The sequence below is a fragment of the Nocardioides sp. NPDC047086 genome (genome assembly GCF_040643685.1).
Lineage (GTDB): Bacteria > Actinomycetota > Actinomycetes > Propionibacteriales > Nocardioidaceae > Nocardioides.
The window spans coordinates 62909-80126 of the sequence record NZ_JBEYUV010000001.1 but is presented as its reverse complement, the minus strand read 5'-3'; the positions used below and the strand labels follow the sequence as shown (position 1 = coordinate 80126).

At 69.2% G+C, this 17218-nt stretch carries 12 protein-coding genes; 6 read left to right on the top strand and 6 right to left on the bottom strand.

The genetic code is table 11. The annotated features are described in order from the left end of the window. Positions 1–111: 111 nt before the first annotated feature. From ABZ796_RS00390 to ABZ796_RS00380, 3 genes are read right to left on the bottom strand one after another with little or no spacing between them, the layout of a single operon-like run. Positions 112–1851 (bottom strand): hypothetical protein, encoded by a 1740-nt coding sequence (locus ABZ796_RS00390; RefSeq protein WP_357333623.1) that lies wholly within the window; start codon positions 1849–1851, stop codon positions 112–114. Positions 1852–1903: 52 nt separating this feature from the next. Beyond that, complete coding sequence (murJ, locus tag ABZ796_RS00385) at positions 1904–3541, bottom strand: murein biosynthesis integral membrane protein MurJ (RefSeq protein ID WP_357333621.1); 1638 nt, start codon at positions 3539–3541, stop codon at positions 1904–1906. Next, positions 3538–5709, bottom strand: coding sequence for a DUF6049 family protein (locus ABZ796_RS00380; RefSeq protein ID WP_357333619.1), 2172 nt, complete (start codon positions 5707–5709; stop codon positions 3538–3540). The genes murJ and ABZ796_RS00380 overlap by 4 nt, the downstream gene beginning before the upstream one ends. A 74-nt stretch (positions 5710–5783) precedes the next feature. On the opposite strand from ABZ796_RS00380, the gene ABZ796_RS00375 reads away from it, so the two are divergent. From ABZ796_RS00375 to ABZ796_RS00365, 3 genes are all read left to right on the top strand, one after another. Then, entirely contained in the window at positions 5784–7211 is a 1428-nt protein-coding gene (locus tag ABZ796_RS00375) for a CCA tRNA nucleotidyltransferase (protein ID WP_357334140.1), read from the top strand. Positions 7212–7327: 116 nt separating this feature from the next. Next, a complete protein-coding gene (locus tag ABZ796_RS00370) occupies positions 7328–10126 on the top strand; it encodes a calcium-binding protein (RefSeq protein ID WP_357333617.1) in 2799 nt (932 codons plus the stop codon). 61 nt (positions 10127–10187) lie between these two features. Further along, entirely contained in the window at positions 10188–10643 is a 456-nt protein-coding gene (locus ABZ796_RS00365; protein ID WP_357333615.1) for an SRPBCC family protein, read from the top strand. 6 nt (positions 10644–10649) lie between these two features. On the opposite strand, the gene ABZ796_RS00360 is transcribed toward ABZ796_RS00365, so the two are convergent. Then, the gene (locus ABZ796_RS00360) at positions 10650–11933 is read right to left on the bottom strand and encodes a helix-turn-helix domain-containing protein (RefSeq protein ID WP_357333614.1); all 1284 of its coding nucleotides are present in this window, start codon (positions 11931–11933) and stop codon (positions 10650–10652) included. A 151-nt stretch (positions 11934–12084) separates the two neighbouring features. Between ABZ796_RS00360 and ABZ796_RS00355 the strand changes: the two genes are divergently transcribed. The 3 genes from ABZ796_RS00355 to ABZ796_RS00345 are packed head-to-tail and all read left to right on the top strand — an operon-like array spanning position 12085 to position 15130. Continuing rightward, positions 12085–13209 carry a hypothetical protein gene (locus ABZ796_RS00355; protein WP_357333613.1) on the top strand — a complete coding sequence of 375 codons (1125 nt, stop codon included), beginning with the start codon at positions 12085–12087 and terminating at the stop codon, positions 13207–13209. Then, complete coding sequence (locus ABZ796_RS00350) at positions 13206–13910, top strand: ABC transporter ATP-binding protein (RefSeq protein WP_357333611.1); 705 nt, start codon at positions 13206–13208, stop codon at positions 13908–13910. The genes ABZ796_RS00355 and ABZ796_RS00350 overlap by 4 nt, the downstream gene beginning before the upstream one ends. Continuing rightward, entirely contained in the window at positions 13907–15130 is a 1224-nt protein-coding gene (locus ABZ796_RS00345) for an ABC transporter permease (protein WP_357333610.1), read from the top strand. Before ABZ796_RS00350 ends, ABZ796_RS00345 begins: the two co-directional genes overlap by 4 nt. Before the next feature lie 83 nt (positions 15131–15213). Here ABZ796_RS00345 and ABZ796_RS00340 read toward each other — a convergent pair whose 3' ends face one another. Together ABZ796_RS00340 and ABZ796_RS00335 are read right to left on the bottom strand one after the other, a co-directional pair. After that, entirely contained in the window at positions 15214–16296 is a 1083-nt protein-coding gene (locus ABZ796_RS00340; RefSeq protein WP_357333608.1) for an inositol-3-phosphate synthase, read from the bottom strand. A 45-nt stretch (positions 16297–16341) separates the two neighbouring features. Further along, positions 16342–16992, bottom strand: coding sequence for a PadR family transcriptional regulator (locus tag ABZ796_RS00335; RefSeq protein WP_357333606.1), 651 nt, complete (start codon positions 16990–16992; stop codon positions 16342–16344). Between the last annotated feature and the right edge of the window lie 226 nt (positions 16993–17218).

Here is a 17218-nt window from a genome sequence, read left to right as displayed (position 1 = left end):
CTCAAAGGCTCCTCAGGTGTGGCTGGCGAACTGCACAACAGATCGTAGGCCACGTACATTCCAGGGCCCTGAACGGCGGGGGACGCCTCGGCCGACGGGAGCGACGTCTCGTCAGGAGACGGGGGTGCCGAGGACCTGGACTTCCTTGACCTCGGCCCGATAGCCGCCGTCGACCTGGGGCAGGCCGGTCATCCAGACGAGTACGTAGCTGCCTTCGGGGGCGTCGTCGACCTTGATCTCGCCCTCGGTGCCGACGCTGCCCTTCGCGGCAGGGGTGCCGCTGGGGTCATCGCTCCACGGGGAGTCACCGACGTAGACCTCGATCTCGGTGGGTTCGCCGATCATGTTGAACTTCAGGGAGTCGATGGCGTACTCGCCCTTGAGGTTGAGGACCAAGCCGATGCCGGGCTTGAGCGAGCGCGGGCGGTCGCCGATCTGGTCGTTGTAGCGGGACGTACGCCACGCCAGCCCGTTCGTGTCACCGTCGACCACGAGGTCGACCAGATCGGGCGTCTCGGTGGGCGGGTCGCCGTGGGGGTCGAGGTCCTTGGCGGTGATGCCCTTGATGGGGGTCGGCTTGGCCTCAGCGGTGCTGTCGCCGCCGTTGTTGCCGGTGCCGGGGTTCTCGGCGGTGGTGTTGGGGTCGTCGCTGATGATGTTCCAGGCGATCGAGCCGGCGATGAGGACCAGGACCACGAGCGCGACGCCCATGGCGATGCGGAGCCAGCTGGCGCCGGGCTTCTGGTTGTAGTCCGGCTCCTCGGCGATCGGTACGTTGGCGCCGGTCCACGGGCCCTGCCAGCCGTTGTAGGAGGCATCCGGGGCCACCGGCCGCCGGGCGGCGGGAGGCGCCTGCTGGGGGCGCTGCGGCGGTACGTAGCCCGGGGTCTCGTCGGCGAACAGCGGCTTCGACGGGGTCGGGTCCTGCATCGGCGGCGGGGAGGACGGCCGCTGGCGCTGCGGGCGTACGGCGTCGGGAGCCACGCCGATGGCGTTCGACGCGGCCCGCGCCTCGGCCGGCTCGGCCTGGGTCGGCGGAGCCATCGCCTGGGTCTCCTCGTCGACCGCCGATGGCCGGTTGAGCGGGGCGGTCGGCTCACCGGAGAAGCCGGCGAGCGCGGAGTGCAGCTCGGCCGCAGTCAGCGGCGGCATGTCGGCACCGCTGCCGAGCACCCGGTCGCACAGGTCGTCGAGCGGCCGCGGCACACCGGCGCGTACCTGCCGGGGGCGGAGCACGCGGCCGTGGTCGCGCGGCGCGGGAGGCATCGAGGACAGCGTCTCGCCGGCCCACTTGCCGGTCAGTGCGGCGTAGAGGACGCCGACGGCGTCGACCCGGTCGCGTCGCTGGGAGTCACGCGTGTCGGGGTCGATCCCGTGCAGCGCGGCGTCGACACCGAAGCCGATGACACGCACCGCGCCGAGGTCGTCGAGCAGCACGGCCTCGGGGTTGAGCCGACCGTGGGCGTGGCCCTGGTCATGGGCCAGGACGAGCAGGTCGGCGACCTCGGAGGCGATCCAGGCGGCCTGCTGCGGCGGCAGCGGTCCACCGGCGGCCAACGCGTTCTCCAGCGAGGCGCCCTCGCCCCACTCGTTGACGACGTACGCCACCTGGTCGGTCTGGGCGGCGTCGAGGACGCGCAGCATCCTCGGGTCGCCGACGGCGGCGGAGTTGCGGGCCGCGGCCATCAGGCGCGGCGCGCGCTCGTCGCGGGCGTCGAGGACGTGCACGGCAACCGGGCGACCGAGCACCGCGTCCTGGGCGCGCCAGAAGCGTCCCTCACGGGACTCGCTCAGCAGATCCGTCAGCTGGTATCTGCCGGCGAGTACGTCGCCTGATTGCGTGAACTCCATATCGGACCCATTCTTTCAGACCTTGCCAGACAGTGATGAGGCTGTCCGATGGTCAACGGCGCAGCCGTCGGGCAACCTGTTGCACCATCGTGGTCAGCTCCTTGACCTGGGCAGCCTGCGCCCCGAGGAGCAGCATGCCGAGATGCAGCGCCCCGACGATAGCGGCCCCGATCAAGGCCAGCACCATCGTCGGCTCGTCGTTGATCATGCCCAGTGCCGTACGCAGCAGCCATGCGGCGGCAGCGGCGACCACCGTCACCATGACCAGGCGGGCGAGGAAACCGAGCAGCCCGCGACCGTCGAGGTCGCCGAGGGTGCGCTTGAGCACGACGTACGAGACGACGGAGCCGACCAGGTAGGACAGCGTGTAGGCGCCGGCGAGCGCGGGTGCGGTGTATTCCGAGGAGAAGGCCCTGGTCAGCAGCAGCGCGGCGACGATGTTGGTGGTGGCGACCGCACACTGGATGAAGAAGACGGTGCGGTTCTTCTCCAGCGAGTAGAAGCCGCGCAGCAGCAGGTAGTGGATCGTGAAGAACACCAGCCCGACGGCGAAGACCGACAGCGTCGGGGCATAGTCCTTGAACGCGTCGGCTCCGGCGCCGTAGCCGAACAGGATGTGGGCGATGTCCTCGGAGAGCACCGGGAGGAGCGCGGCGATCGGGATCACGATGGCGAGCGCGTTTCGCAGCTGGTGCGACAGCGTACGGCCCAGCTCAGGCAGCTCCCCGGCGGCGCCGTAGCGCGACAGGAGCGGCAGGATCGCCGTCGCCAGGGACACCGTGATGATCGAGTGGGGAACCTGGGTGACCAGGAAGCTGTTGGAGTAGACCGTGTAACCGGTGCCGCCCGCGGCCGAACCGGTCGAGGCGAGCCGGGTCACGATCGTGTACGCCACCTGGTTGACGACCACGAAGAGCACCGTCCACATGCCCAGCTTCGCGGTCTGCGAGAGCCCGGCTCCGCGGAAGTCGAAGCGCGGGTGGAAGCGAACCCCCACCTTGTACAGCACCGGTAGGAGCAGCAGGAACTGGAGGACGATCCCGAGAGTCGAGCCCAGCCCCAGCAGAATCTCCTGGCCGGTGGTGAAGCCACCGACGTCGGAGGGCCCGAAGACGACCAGGTAGATCACCAGCGTCGAGATCGCGATGATGTTGTTGGCGATCGGGGCCCACATCATCGGGCCGAAGCTGCCGCGGGCGTTCAGCACCTGCCCGACCAGCACGAACATCCCGTAGAAGAAGACCTGCGGCAGGCACCAGCGGGCGAAGTCGATGGCCGACTCGAGCTGGGCCTCGTGATCGGCGTTGTACCAGTCGGCGCCGAGGTAGAGGCGCATCAGCAGCGGCGCACCGATCACCAGGAGGATCGTGACCGCACCGAGGAACAGCCCGGCGAGCGTGATGATCCGGTCGGTGTAGGCCGCGCCGCCGTCCGCGTCGTTCTTCTGCGCCTTCACCAGCTGCGGCACGAGCACCGCGTTGAAGACGCCGCCCGCCAGCAGGATGTAGAGCATGTTGGGCACGGTGTTGGCGATGTTGAAGACATCGGCATGCAGGCCGGAACCCAGGGCTGCGACGAGGAGAGCCGAGCGGATGAACCCGCTGGCCCGCGAGAACAGCGTCCCCGCGGCCATGACCGCGCTGTTGGCCAGGACCGAGCCTCCGCCGGACTTCTGCTCGGTGGCTGTCACAACACTCCTGACGTACGTGCTTTCTTGGCCTTCATGATGCGCCGGGTGAGTCGCACGGCGATCGCCGCGAAGAGTAGCGCGCAGCCGGTCCCGACGAACCACCAGATCACCCCGCTCACCTGGGAGGGACGGATCGGGACGGAGGCGTGGGCGCCCAGCGGGTTGCCCTTGGTGTCGGTGACGACGATCAGGGCGGTGTGGGTGCCGGTGTCGCGCATGCTCGCGGCGAGGTTGAAGCTGGCCTTGGAGTTGGCGTCGAGCTGGACGGGCTCGGAGGTCGCGACCCGCAGCGACTCGTCGGTGATCGCGTCCAGCCGCACCGTGACGGGCTCGTCGAGCTCGTTGCTCAGGGTGACCTGGAACTCGCCGCCCTTCATGCTGGAGAGGATCACCTTCGGCGGTACGGCCACGGTGATCGAGCTCAGCTCGGAGCTGACCGCGCTCAGCGCGTCGGCGGCCGGGTCGGCGTCGCCCTTGCGGGCGGAGTAGGAGGTCGTGGTCAGGGCCTCGTTGGCGATGTCGGAGGCGACCTCGTCGTTGTGGGTCAGGATCCGCTGCAACATCTCGCCGGCGCCGATGAGCTCGTTGGCCGTCCCGATCCGGTCGGCGGAGATCTCGGCCTTCATCTCACGGCGGGGGTAGCGGAGCTTGTCGGCGGTGACCGACGTCGCCTTCTGCCCGGCGACGGCCTCGTTCAGGCTCGAGGACGAGATCCAGGCGGCCTTCTTCCACGGGGCGACGAACGAGGCGGCGCTCTGCGGAGGGTGCCAGCCGTCGGGGAGGACCGCGATCAGCGGCTTGCCGGAGCCGCGGAGCAGGGCGGCCTCGGAGACGAGACGCTGCCGCACCGAGATCGCGTCGATCGGGTCGTTGGGTCCGGGCCCACCGGCGGCAGCACCCGAAGAGGTCACGATCATCTGGTGGCCGTCGAGGTCGGCGATGACCGGCGTGGTGCCGCGGAACATCTTGTCGCTGACCAGGTTGACCGCACCCGGCTCGAGCAGGTTGACCGCGGCGCGATCGAGGTAGCCGGTCGGCGGAGCGACGGCGGAGGTCGCCTTGATGCCGAGCTCGGCGAGCGCCTGGGCCGTGTGCTCACGCGCGGTGGCCAGCAGGTCGGGATCGGTCGTGGCGAGCGCGGACAGGTCCGGGTCGGCGTACGGGAGGGCGACGAGGTCGTGGCCGGCGAGCGCGTCCTCGAGGCGGCTCAGCCAGACCGTCGCCGCCTGCTGCGCGGCAGCGGCCTCCTCGTCGATCGTCTCCTCGGCGTCGGTGTCGGTGCTGGGCGAGGGGCTCGGCAGCAGCGCGGAGGCAGAGGGCGACGCGCTCTGACTCCCGCTCTCCTCCGGCTCCTCCTCACCGTCGGTCGGCCCGAGGTTGCGGGCGGGGTTGCCCTCGGCGAGGTTGCGTACGGCATCGATCAGCGCGGGATCGATCGCCCAGGTCAGGCCGGGCATCTCGGCGCCGGTCTCGAGCATCCGGAAGAGGCGTCCGCCGGCGCCCAGGTCGCGGGTCCAGCCCGGGAGGTAGTTCACGCTGCCGTCGGCGTTGTAGACCACGCTGCGCCGCAGCGGCATCACCAGCGAGACCTTCTCGGCCTTGGCCCGCTTGTTGGGCTCCTTGACCAGCGGAAGGAAGGTGCGCGCCCGGCCGTCGGCGGTGGTGGGCGTGGTCGCGCCCAGCGCGTGGACCCCGAACCAGTAGACGCCGGGCTCGGTGACGTGCAGGAGCTTGCGCGGCACCGTCAGCGACCAGGAGTAGGTTTCGCCGGGCGCGAGGTCGGGGATCGTCGCGTACGCCCCCTCGGCCACGATCCGCTCACCGACCAGCGCGTCGGCGGGCATCTCGGCCGCCTCGGCCAGCTCCTCGGAGGTGGTCATCGGGGTGTCGCCGACGAACGGGTAGACCTTGACGCCGTTCCACTCCTCCTCGGTGGTGTTCACGACCTTGCCGCGTACGGTGATCCGGCCCTTGGTGCGGCCGTCGAGGCTGACCGTGTCGAGCTGGTCGATGCTCACCGCGAGCGGGTCGGGCTCAACAGACTCCTCGTCGGCCTGCGCGGGCGCCGGGAGCATCAGCAGAAGGGGTGCCAGCAGCGTCAGGACGAGTGCGGCGGTGACTCGCCCACGTGGCCGTGGCGGCCTCGCCTGATGCTGGCGGACTGGCATGACTTCGAGAATATCTTTCAGGGGGTGCGGTCCTCGTAGACTGCGGCGTTGTGTCCGACAGCCAGCTTCCCCCGATCAGCGTCGCCGATGTTCAGCGATCGGTGACTGCTGAACTGGACCGTATCGCACCGGTGATCGACTCCCTAGGTGAGGTCTTCGCTCGATCGGGCTTCGAGCTGGCGCTTGTGGGCGGCCCCGTGCGCGACGCGATGCTCGGTCGTCCGCACAACGACCTCGACTTCACCACCTCGGCCCGCCCCGAGGAGACCGAGAAGATCCTGCGTACGTGGGGTGAGGCGCTGTGGGACATGGGCCGCGACTTCGGCACCATCGGCACCCGCAAGGGCCCTTGGCAGGTCGAGGTCACCACCTACCGCTCCGAGGCCTACTCAGCCGACTCCCGCAAGCCGGCGGTGGCCTACGGCACGTCGCTGGCGGACGATCTCGTACGCCGCGACTTCACCGTCAACGCGATGGCGGTGCGGCTGCCGGGCCGCGAGGTCGTCGACCTCTACGGCGGTGTCGTCGACCTGGCGACCCGGGTGCTGCGGACCCCCGGGACCCCCGAGGACTCCTTCTCCGACGACCCGCTGCGGATGATGCGGGCGGCGCGGTTCGCCGCCCAGCTCGGTTTCACGGTCGCGCCCGAGGTCGTCGCCGCGATGAAGGACATGGCCTCGAGGATCTCGATCATCTCCGCCGAGCGGGTCCGCGACGAGCTGGTGAAGCTGATCTGTGCGCCCTTCCCGCGCCGGGGCCTCTCGCTGCTCGTCGAGACCGGGCTCGCCGACCTGGTGCTGCCCGAGCTGACCGCGCTGCGGATGGAGCGCGACGAGCACAACCGGCACAAGGACGTCTACGAGCACACCCTGACCGTGCTCGAGCAGTCGATCGACCAGGAGGCGCGCCTCGGTGGCGGGCCCGACTTCGTCTCCCGGTTCGCGGCGCTGATGCACGACGTCGGCAAGCCCCGCACCCGGAAGTTCCACGACGACGGCACGGTCTCGTTCCACCACCACGACGTCGTCGGCGCCAAGATGACCCGCAAGCGGATGAAGGCGCTGCGATTCTCCAACGACGAGATCGAGGCGGTCTCGAAGCTGGTCGAGCTGCACCTGCGTTTCCACGGCTACGGCGACGGTGACTGGACCGACTCCGCGGTCCGTCGCTATGTGAGGGACGCCGGCGACCAGCTCGAACGTCTCCACATCCTCACCCGCGCCGACTGCACCACCCGCAATCGCCGCAAGGCCGACCGCCTCGCCCGCACCTACGACGCCCTCGAGGCCCGCATCGAGCGGATCTCCGAGGAGGAGGAGCTCGCCGCCCTCCGTCCCGCGCTCGACGGCAACCAGATCATGTCGCTGCTCGGCATCGGGCCCGGTCGCGAGGTCGGGGCTGCGTACAAGTTCCTCATGGACCTGCGCCTCGACGAGGGCGTCCTCTCCGAGGACGAGGCCGCCAAGCGGCTCCTGGACTGGTGGTCCGAGCGCTCCGCATAGCCCGTTCGGGCTATGTTGCTCGGCATGGCTGGGTCTTAACGTAAACCCGCGCGTCGTGAGGCTGTCCGGCGCTGCGTGAGCCCTTCGGCTCGCCCCACCGAGCTCGAAAGTCTCACATGCGTGTTCTCTCCCCGGCGTACGTCGTCGGTGGTCTTCTCCTGTCCGGCCTGATGACCGTCGGGATTGCCGCCGCCGGCGCGGCGGACACGGAGGCCACCGACTGCAACGGTCTTCCGGTCACCATCGACCTCAACACGGCAACGGGTGCCGTTGCCACCGAGGGGGCAGACGTCATCCTCGGTACGCCCGGTGACGACACCATCAACGGGCTCGGCGGCGACGACACCATCTGTGGTGGCGGAGGTGACGACCGGCTGTTCGGCGAGTCCGGCGACGACACGCTGGTCGGCGGTGCCGGGAACGACACCATCGGCGACGGTGTGGTCGAGGCCTGTGACGACGGCGAGAACGTCTACCTGGGCGGTGACGGGGACGACTCCCTCCACGTGAACTGTGCGAGCCTGAGCAACTACACGCGGATCGTCCGGCCCGGTGCCGGAAATGACGTCGTGACCTGGCCGTACGACGGTGACGAGATCGGCTCCGACACCAACTATCTGTCGTACGCGGACGTCGCCGGCCCGATCGAGATCGACCTGAACCCGGTCGAGGTCGACGGCCGCATGGTCGTCAAGGTGACCGGCGGAGCCGGCACCGACATCATCCGGGCCGCGCGCGACGGTGCCGCGCCCCGCGTACGGTTCGTCACCGGCAGCCAGGGCGACGACACGATCACCGGGACCGACCTGATCGAAGCCCCCGGCTCGTGGAGGGCGGTCGAGGAGCTCAACGGCGGCCCTGGGGCGGACACCATCCACGGCGGAGCCGGCCGAGACTTCCTCAGCGGCGATGCCGGGGCAGATCGCCTCCACGGCGGTGCCGGCGGTGACGTGCTCAACGAGAACGGCCTGGGTGACGGGTACGCGTTCGACCAGGATGTCGCCGACGACCAGCTCTTCGGCGGAGCGGGCGACGACAAGGCCTACGTGGGCATGGGTGATGACGTCCTCGATCTAGGCGACGGTCAGGACGAGATCACCTACGCCTACTCGCCCGTGGCCGTGACGGTCTCGCTGGCGACGACCACCGCTCAGGAAACCGGGCTGGGACGCGACACGATCTCGGGCACGGAGACCGTGACCGGTTCCCGCTTTGCGGACACTCTCGCTGCGGGCGTCAGCGGGTCGACCCTCACCGGTGGCGACGGGAAGGACCAGTTCATCGGCGGACCAGGCGATGACACCTTCGACGACATCGAGGCGTCGATCTCGTATGCGGCTGCACGAGGCCCGATCACGATGACGCCGAGCTCCTTCGCGCAGAACCAGATGACCGTCGTCGGGCAGGGAACCGACACGTACGGCGTGGGGTCCACCGACGGTCACGAGTGGAGCCTGGTCGGGTCGGCCTACGACGACGTCGTCGAGGCCGGGTTCTTCTGTGATGTGACCGGCGGCGACGGTGACGATCGGTTCATCGCCGGACAGCGCCTCTACTGCGAGGAGTACTCGATCTCCGGAGGAGATGGCGACGACCTCCTGGAGTTCCAGGTCGACGACTACCGGGTGAGCTACTGGTCCGCGAGGTTCGACGGTGGCTCTGGCACGGACATGGCTTCGTTCGCGAAGGTCTCGGGGTGGGTCGACTACACGGTCCCGGCCGGCGTGGAGGGGGTCGTCGGTTCGGCCGGTAACGACCGCCTCACCGGAGACGTGCGTCCGAACCGGCTCGAGGGAGGGGCCGGGGACGACACGGTGCGGGCCGGTGCCGGCAACGACACCGTCGACCTGGGCGCGGGCAACGACACCGTCTACGCGGGCGACGGGAACGACGCAGTGACGGCTGGGACAGGGAACGATGTCATCCACGGCGACGCCGGTGACGACCGCCTCGACGTCGGCGCGGGTGTGGACCAGGTGCGGGCCGGCGCCGGCAACGACACGGTCGTGGGCGCGCCGGTGGCGCGTGGAGAGTACGGCGACGACATGTTCGGCGGCACCGGCAGGGACACGGTCACCTACGCCGCGGCGAAATCCGGTGCTCGGGCCTGGATGCCGGCTGACTACTACCTCCAGACCGTCGACCACCTCTCCGAGGTCGAGGCGGTCACCGGGAGCAGGTATGCCGATGACCTCCGCGGCGGCAGCTCGGCGAACACGATCTCCGGTGGTGCCGGCAACGACCACATCGACGGGCTGGGCGGCAACGACGTACTCACGGGTGGTGACGGCAACGACACGATCGACCCCGGTGCAGGCGATGACACCGTGATCGGGTCCGGTGGCACGGACACAGTGACCTACGCCAGCGCGTCCCGCACGGGGGTCCGCGTCACGCTTGCCACGACGTCGTCGCAGAACACCGGCGGATCCGGCTACGACCGGATCAGCACGGTCGAGAACCTGACGGGCTCGTCGGTCGCGGACGTGCTCACGGGTTCCTCGGGCGCGAACGTCATCAACGGGTCGTACGGCAACGACACGATCAGCGGTGGCTCGGGCGCCGACCGACTGATCGGTGGGGCGGGCACGGACACCGTGACATACGCCTCCGCCGGTGGTCGCGTCACCGCGTCCCTGACCCGTGCGAGCGGCGGTGCCGGCACCGACACCTCGAGCGGCTTCGAGAACCTGACCGGCAGCCGCTACGACGACAAGCTCGAGGGAAATGGGGCCAGGAACGTGCTCCAGGGTGGCGGCGGTCGAGACGTCCTCTATGGCTACGGCGCGGATGACCGCCTCTACGGAGGGAGCCGTCCGGACAGGCTCAACGGCGGATCAGGCAGGGACTACGGCAACGGTGGCGCGGGAGCCGACACCTCGACCTCGATCGAGATCAAGGTCAGCCTCGGCTGAGGTTCGTTGACATCTGGGCGCCTACTGTCCATGGAGCCATACTGACGGTACGGTTCCGGGCATGACGACGATCACAGATCTCGAGGCGACGACCACCATCAACGCGACGCCGGCCCAGGTGTGGGCCGCGATCACGGACCTTCCGCGGATGTCCTCGTGGAGCCCGCAGGTGGTGAAGACCATCGTGTTCGGGCAGGTCAAGGAGGGGACGCGGTTCCTCAACATCAACCACCAGGGTTGGAAGCACTGGCCGACCAACGCCAAGGTCGTACGTTTCACCCCGCACTCCGACTTCGCCTTCCGGATCACCGAGAACACCACGGTGTGGTCCTACCAGCTCGCGGAGACCGCCGACGGGACCGTCGTGACCCACCGCCGTGAGACCCCGACCGGCATCTCCGCGCTTTCCCGCTCCCTGACGAAGGTCGCGTTCGGCGGTCAGGAGAATTTCACCGAGGAGCTGCGTACGGGCATGGCGACCACGCTCGCCAAGCTCAAGGCCGACCTCGAGGGCTGACCGGCGTCAGGCGCGGGCCTTGGTCCAGCGGCGGACGGTGCTGGTGGAGACCCCTAGCTTGTCGGCCACCTTCGAGACCGGTGCGCCGGCGCGCACCAGGATCCGGGCAGCTTCAGAGGCTTCGGAGGGCAGGTTGCCGAGCAGGTCCTCCTCCTCGTCCGGGAATGTGTCGGGGTAGTCCATCGCCGGCTCGGGGTCGGGGATGTTCTCCGGGAACGAGATCCGGTCCAGCAGGGTGCCGTCGGCGTCGACCGGCTTGGTGGCGGTGCGGCCGTTGCTGAACTCCGGGGCCATCCCGGCGCCCGGGGCGACCTCGGCGGCTGTGCGAGCGGCATCGGAGACCCGGCTCGAGACCCGGGCGCGGGTGTCGGTGGTGGACAGGGCTGAGGCCATCTCGCGGGTCCGGGTCTCCCGCGCCGGGGTCACCTCGCGGGGTACGTCGGTGACCGAGTCGGAGACCGCGTCGGTGGTCCTGTCGAACGGGATGTCGGCGGGCGCCTCGATGGCACGGTCGGCAGCGGGAGCGGGCGTGAGGTGCGGGACCTGCTGCACCACCGGCACGCTGAGCGCCTCGTGCACGTCGGGCAGGGTGATCGGCAGCCGGTCGGCCTGCCGGGTGCCCTCGGCGACCGCGGCGAAGGCGTCGACCCACTGGGTGATCTGGTCACGCATCGCGCCGGGCGCGACCGAGCGCAGCGCCACCGCCTCGGCGCGCCAGTAGCGCTTCTGCGCACGCTCCAGCTTCCGGCGCGAGGAAGCCGTACGCTTCCGCACTGCCGTGTCACGAGCCCGGCGCCACTCGACCCGGGTGGCCAGGAGAGCGTGCATCCGGGCGCCCATCCGTAGGTCGGACCAGGAGCGCTCCATGGCCAGGTGGCGGTCGCCGACGAGCGCCAGGTGCCACATCAGGGCGGCCAGGAGCGGGACGATGAACCGGAAGGCCGCGGCGGTGGCGGCGTGGCCGAGGTGGATCTCGTGCCAGCCGGCGAAGAACCCGGACGCGGCCGAGAGCAGCCAGGTCAGGGTCAGCAGGGTCTGTGCCGGCCGGTCCTGCTGGGCCGCCTCGCGGGCCATCAGCGCCACGGTGACCAGCGAGAGCTCGAAGACGCCGGCGAAGGCGTAGGCGTTGATCGCGCCCATGGCGAGCACGTCGCGCCCGAAGCCGACCATGGCGACGTACGCGGCGGCCGTCGAGATCAGCGCGACCGAGACGGCGCCGAAGAGGATGAGGCCGCGTCCGCTTGCGGTGGAGCCCTTGCCGGTCGGGGTCGTGTCGTTGTCGGGACGCATCGTGGGGTTCTCCCGGGCTGAGGCGGTCGATCGTTCGGGCCCCGGAGTCTAGGGTATGGAACACGTGTTCGAGGCGTACGTGGATCGAGTGTTGACGAACCGGGCCGAAATTGGGCCGCCGGGCACCATGGCGCGGGACTACAGTCCGCTCATGTCGAAGACGGCGGTGCGCCGCGTACTTTTCAAGTCGTTCTGGGCTGTGATCGGGCTGGTCATCGCCGTCAGCCTCTTCAAGCTGGCCTTCACCGGCTCGACGCAGGACGCCGACGGGGCGCCGTTGACGCCGACGGGGAAGGTCCCGCCGGAGGAGGTCGTCGTCGAGAAGGGCACCATCTCCAACTCGCTCACGGTCGACGGGACGATCGTGATCGACAAGCCGGTCTCCGCCACCAGCTCGGTCACCGGCGTGCTGGCCCACCGGTTCGCCGAGACGGGCGCCAAGGTGAGGAAGGGCGACAAGCTCTTCCAGGTGCGCGCGGAGGAGGAGCCCGCCCAGGCGGCCGACCCGATCGAGGAGCCTGCCGAGGAGTCCGGGAACGTCGATGACGCCACCGGCGACGGCGATCGTGACGACGCACCGGTCGAGCCGTCGCCGCCCAAGCCGGTCTACCACTGGTACACGGTCGTGGCTCCCGCCACCGGCATCGTCGGCAGCTACGCCGCTGACCTGATGGGCGAGGTGACCGAGGACGGCGTGGTCGTCTCGATCCGTCCCACGACCTTCCACGCGGTCGGGGCGATCTCGCCCCTGGACCGCTACCGGCTGACCGGCAACCCGGACCGGGCGATGGTGACCATCGAGAGCGGCCCGAAGCCGTTCACCTGCACCGATCTGAGCATCGGCGACGCGGCGACGGAGACGATCACCAGCGATGCGCCCGAGGGCGAGATGATGGAAGGGGAGCCGGGGGTGGAGGGCGACTCCGGGACGGGCGCCCGGATCAGCTGCCTGGTGCCCGCAAAGGTGACCGTCTTCGACGGTCTGGCGATGACCATGACGATCGACGCCGGAAAGAGCGACGGCGATGTCGTCACCGTCCCGGTCACCGCGGTCACCGGACTGGTCCGCGACGGCAGTGTCTGGGTCGTCGGCGAGGACGGCGTCCCGGTCGAGCAGCCCGTCGAGCTCGGCGTCACCGACGGCAAGCTCGTCGAGGTCACCAGCGGGCTGAAGGCCGGCGACTCCGTGCTGCGGTACGTCCCCGGCTCGAAGGAATCGGGCGAGGGGATGTCCGAGGACGGCATGTCCGAAGACGGGCCTGCGGGGGAGATGTGAGCGAGGAGCTCCTGAGGCTCACCGGCGTCGCCCGCACGGTAGAGCTCCCCGACGGCGAGGATCTGCACATCCTGACCGGCGTCGACCTGGTCGTGAGCCGCGGCGACCATGTCGGCATCGTCGGCCGCTCCGGCACCGGCAAGTCGACGCTGCTGAACCTGCTCGGCCTGCTGGACCGGCCCACCGGCGGCATCCTGGAATGGGCAGGTCGCAACGTCACCGACATCGGCAGCCGCCAGGCCGCCCGGATCCGCGGCCGAGATGTCGGGTTCGTCTTCCAGCAGTTCAACCTGCTGCCGGGACGTACCGCGCTGGAGAACGTGATGGCACCGCTCCTCTACGCCTCGGGCAAGGAGTTCTGGCAGCGCCGCCGGATCGCGGCGACGATGCTCGACAAGGTCGGGCTCGGTGACCGCCTCGACGCGATGCCGCAGTTCCTCTCCGGCGGCGAGCAGCAGCGCATCGCCATCGCCCGCGCCCTGGTTCGCAGACCATCGGTCGTCCTCGCCGACGAGCCGACCGGGGCGCTCGACGTCGAGACGGGCGCGATGGTGATGAAGCTGCTCGACCAGGCGACCTACGACTCCGGCGCGGCGCTGATCACGATCACCCACGACCAGAACGTCGCCGCCCTGGCCCGACGGCGCTTCCGGCTCGCCGAGGGTCGGCTGCACCCGTTGACCGAGGAGGCGGTGGCGTGAGGGCAGCCCTGGCGCGTCTGGTCACCGGCCTGGCCGCCTCGACCGTCGAGGCGTGGCAGGAGCTGCGCATCCACAAGCTCCGCGTGCTGTTGTCGCTGGTCGGAGTGGCGGTGGCGGTCGCCTCGATCACCGCGACCGTCGCGGCCGGTCAGATCGCGAAGCAGATGTTCACCGAGTCCTATGAGGTCGAGGGGCGTCCGGCGCACATCTCGGTCATGGCCTACGACGCCACCAGCGGCATGCCGCTCTCCGTCGAGCGGGTCCGGCCCGCGTTCCAGACGGTCGCGGAGCGGTTCGACGTGACGTACGCGTCGGCGAGGATCACCGCCTACGACATCAAGGCGACCACCGCGAGCACCAGCAAGCGGGTCGAGCTGATGGGCGTCGACCCTGCGTACGCCGCCATCCACCGGGTCGTGGTGCCGCAGGGCCGCTGGCTGGAGGCCTCGGACGCGGAGCGCCTGTCGCCCGCGCTCGTCGTCGACGAGACGTTCCTGAAGAAGCTCGGTCTGCGGGGCACACCTCTGCCGACGTCGGTGGACCTGAAGGGCCAGGGGATGTCGGTCACCGCCACGATCGTCGGCGTGACCAGCCTGCGGGGCTACGGCACGCCGCGCGCGTTCATGCTGGCCGACTCGCTCGAGCACTGGCAGACCGGAGCACCCACGGACGCGAGCTATGAGATGTGGGTGCCGATCGAGGGTGCCGACGAGCTCGCCAACGAGATCGGGATGGCGATGCGGGCCGAGCTCCCGGGGTTGCAGGTCGACGCTCAGCGCGACGACTACCTGGCGTGGGGCGGCGAGGACCCGATCGGCCCGATCAAGTGGGTGATCATCGGGATCGCCGGCATCATCCTGCTCCTCGGCGCGCTGAGTCTGCTCAACATCGCGCTGGTGACCATCCAGCAGCGGATCCGTGAGATCGGGATCCGGCGCAGCTTCGGCGCGACCACCGGGCGGGTGTTCTTCTCGGTGATGATGGAGAGCGTCGTGGCCACCGTCGTCGCGGGCCTGGTCGGTGTGCTCCTGGCCGTGGCCGCGGTCAAGAACCCGCTGGTGGAGAAGTACGTCCTCGAGGGCATCGACGACGTCCCGCCGTTCCCGCTCTCGGCTGCCCTCCTGGGCCTTGCCGTCGCCCTGGCGGTCGGCGCGGTCGCCGGCATCCTCCCGGCGATGATCGCCGCGCGGGTCAAGATCATCGACGCGATCCGCTTCTGAACCAAGAATCCCGCCGAGTCGGCGCGTTATGACGCGCCGACTCGGCGGGATTTCCTGTCAAGATGCGCCGACTCGGCGAGGTTCTACTCGCCGCGGATGAACGCCTCCAGCTGGACGCGACCCTCGGTGTCCTCGATCTGCACCGGCGGGCTCTTCATCAAGTAGGCCGAGGCCGGGATGATCGGGCCGCCGATGCCGCGGTCCTTGGCGATCTTGGCGGCACGGACGGCGTCGATGATGATGCCGGCGGAGTTGGGGGAGTCCCAGACCTCGAGCTTGTACTCCAGGTTGAGCGGGACATCACCGAACGCGCGACCCTCGAGCCGGACGTACGCCCACTTGCGGTCGTCGAGCCACTGCACATAGTCGGACGGGCCGATGTGCACGTTGCGGTCGTCGATCTTGTCGGCCAGCTCGCCCTTGAGGTTCGAGGTGACCGCCTGGGTCTTGGAGACCTTCTTGGACTCCAGGCGCTCGCGCTCGAGCATGTTCTTGAAATCCATGTTGCCGCCGACGTTGAGCTGGTACGTACGGTCCAGCGCGACGCCGCGGTCCTCGAACAGCTTGGCCATGACGCGGTGGGTGATGGTGGCACCGACCTGCGACTTGATGTCGTCACCGACGATCGGGACGCCGGCGTCCTCGAACTTCTTGGCCCACTCCGGGTCGGAGGCGATGAAGACCGGCAGCGCGTTGACGAAGGCGACGCCCGCGTCGATCGCGCACTGCGCGTAGAACTTGTCCGCCTCCTCCGAGCCGACGGGAAGGTAGGAGACGAGGACGTCGACCTTCTTCTCGCGCAGGATCGAGACGACGTCGACGGGGTCGAGGCCGGACTCGGAGATGGTCTGCTTGTAGTACTTGCCCAGACCGTCGAGCGTGGGGCCACGCTGCACCTCGACACCCTTGAAGGGGACGTCGGCGATCTTGATGGTGTTGTTCTCGGAGGCGTTGATCGCCTCGGAGAGGTCCTTGCCGACCTTCTTGTCGTCGACGTCGAAGGCAGCGACGAACTCGACGTCAGAGACGTGGTAGTCGCCGAACGTGACGTGCATCAGGCCCGGGACGCTGCCCGCCGGGTCGGCGTCCCTGTAGTACTCCACACCCTGGACCAGGGAGCTGGCACAGTTGCCGACTCCCGCGATTGCTACACGAACCGAACCCATCGGGGCTCCTTCCAATACTCCTGGCCGACACCGGCCCGGAGGTCATCACTCGTTCTCTTGGCTGCTCTGCGCTGTGCGCGAGACGTCCGCTTCGTCGCGTACGCCATCGTCATCCCCCAGATCCCCCCGACCCGCCGCCTGCTCGTCGTTCACAGGCCTGGGGTTGCGCTCGGCGTCGATCAGAGAGGAGAGCCATCGGACCTCCCGCTCGACCGACTCGACGCCGTGACGCTGAAGCTCGCGGGCGTAGGAGTCGACCTCTTTCTGGGTCATGGCAAGCTCGCGTTGCACCCGGTCGAGCCGCTCCTGGAGCCGGCTGCGACGTCCTTCGAGGACGCGCAGCCTGATCTCCATGTCGGTGCGACCGAAGAACGCGAACCTGATGTCGAAGTTGTCGTCCTCCCAGGCCATCGGGCCGACCTCGGACATGAGCTGGGTGAACTCACGCTCTCCGGCCGGCGTCAGCTGGTAGACGATCCGCGGCCGCCGGGTCACCGGCGTGACGGACTGCGCCTCCTCCTCGATGAGGTGCTTGCGCAGCATCTTCTTCAGAGCCGGGTAGAGCGAGCCGTACGACAGCACTCGCCCCCAGCCCAGCATCAGGTTGAGCCGCTTGCGCAGCTCGTAGCCATGCATAGGCGACTCGTGCAGCAGCCCAAGGACTGCCAACTCGATCGTCTCTGCGCGACGTGCCATACGACCTATCGTACCGATATATCCGTGACGGCAAGTAGAGACCTAAGTCTTGTCTGTCGAAGCCTGAGGTGACCACTTCGATGCAACCGTCACCGAACTGTTGACATCGGGTGACTCGAGGCACGCTGGGCGTGGATGCGGGAGCGCTAGCGTCGATTGCGTACGCTGATGGCTGCCGTTCACCTACCCGAGGAACCACCCGGGGAAGTCAGGCAAGCGTCGCGCG

Coding starts and splice junctions, on each gene's coding strand:
- ABZ796_RS00390 (WP_357333623.1), bottom strand. CDS start 1,851: ATGGAGTTCACGCAATCAGGCGACGTACTCGCCGGCAGATACCAGCTG.
- ABZ796_RS00380 (WP_357333619.1), bottom strand. CDS start 5,709: ATGCCAGTCCGCCAGCATCAGGCGAGGCCGCCACGGCCACGTGGGCGA.
- ABZ796_RS00370 (WP_357333617.1), top strand. CDS start 7,328: ATGCGTGTTCTCTCCCCGGCGTACGTCGTCGGTGGTCTTCTCCTGTCC.
- ABZ796_RS00365 (WP_357333615.1), top strand. CDS start 10,188: ATGACGACGATCACAGATCTCGAGGCGACGACCACCATCAACGCGACG.
- ABZ796_RS00360 (WP_357333614.1), bottom strand. CDS start 11,933: ATGCGTCCCGACAACGACACGACCCCGACCGGCAAGGGCTCCACCGCA.
- ABZ796_RS00355 (WP_357333613.1), top strand. CDS start 12,085: ATGTCGAAGACGGCGGTGCGCCGCGTACTTTTCAAGTCGTTCTGGGCT.
- ABZ796_RS00340 (WP_357333608.1), bottom strand. CDS start 16,296: ATGGGTTCGGTTCGTGTAGCAATCGCGGGAGTCGGCAACTGTGCCAGC.
- ABZ796_RS00335 (WP_357333606.1), bottom strand. CDS start 16,992: ATGGCACGTCGCGCAGAGACGATCGAGTTGGCAGTCCTTGGGCTGCTG.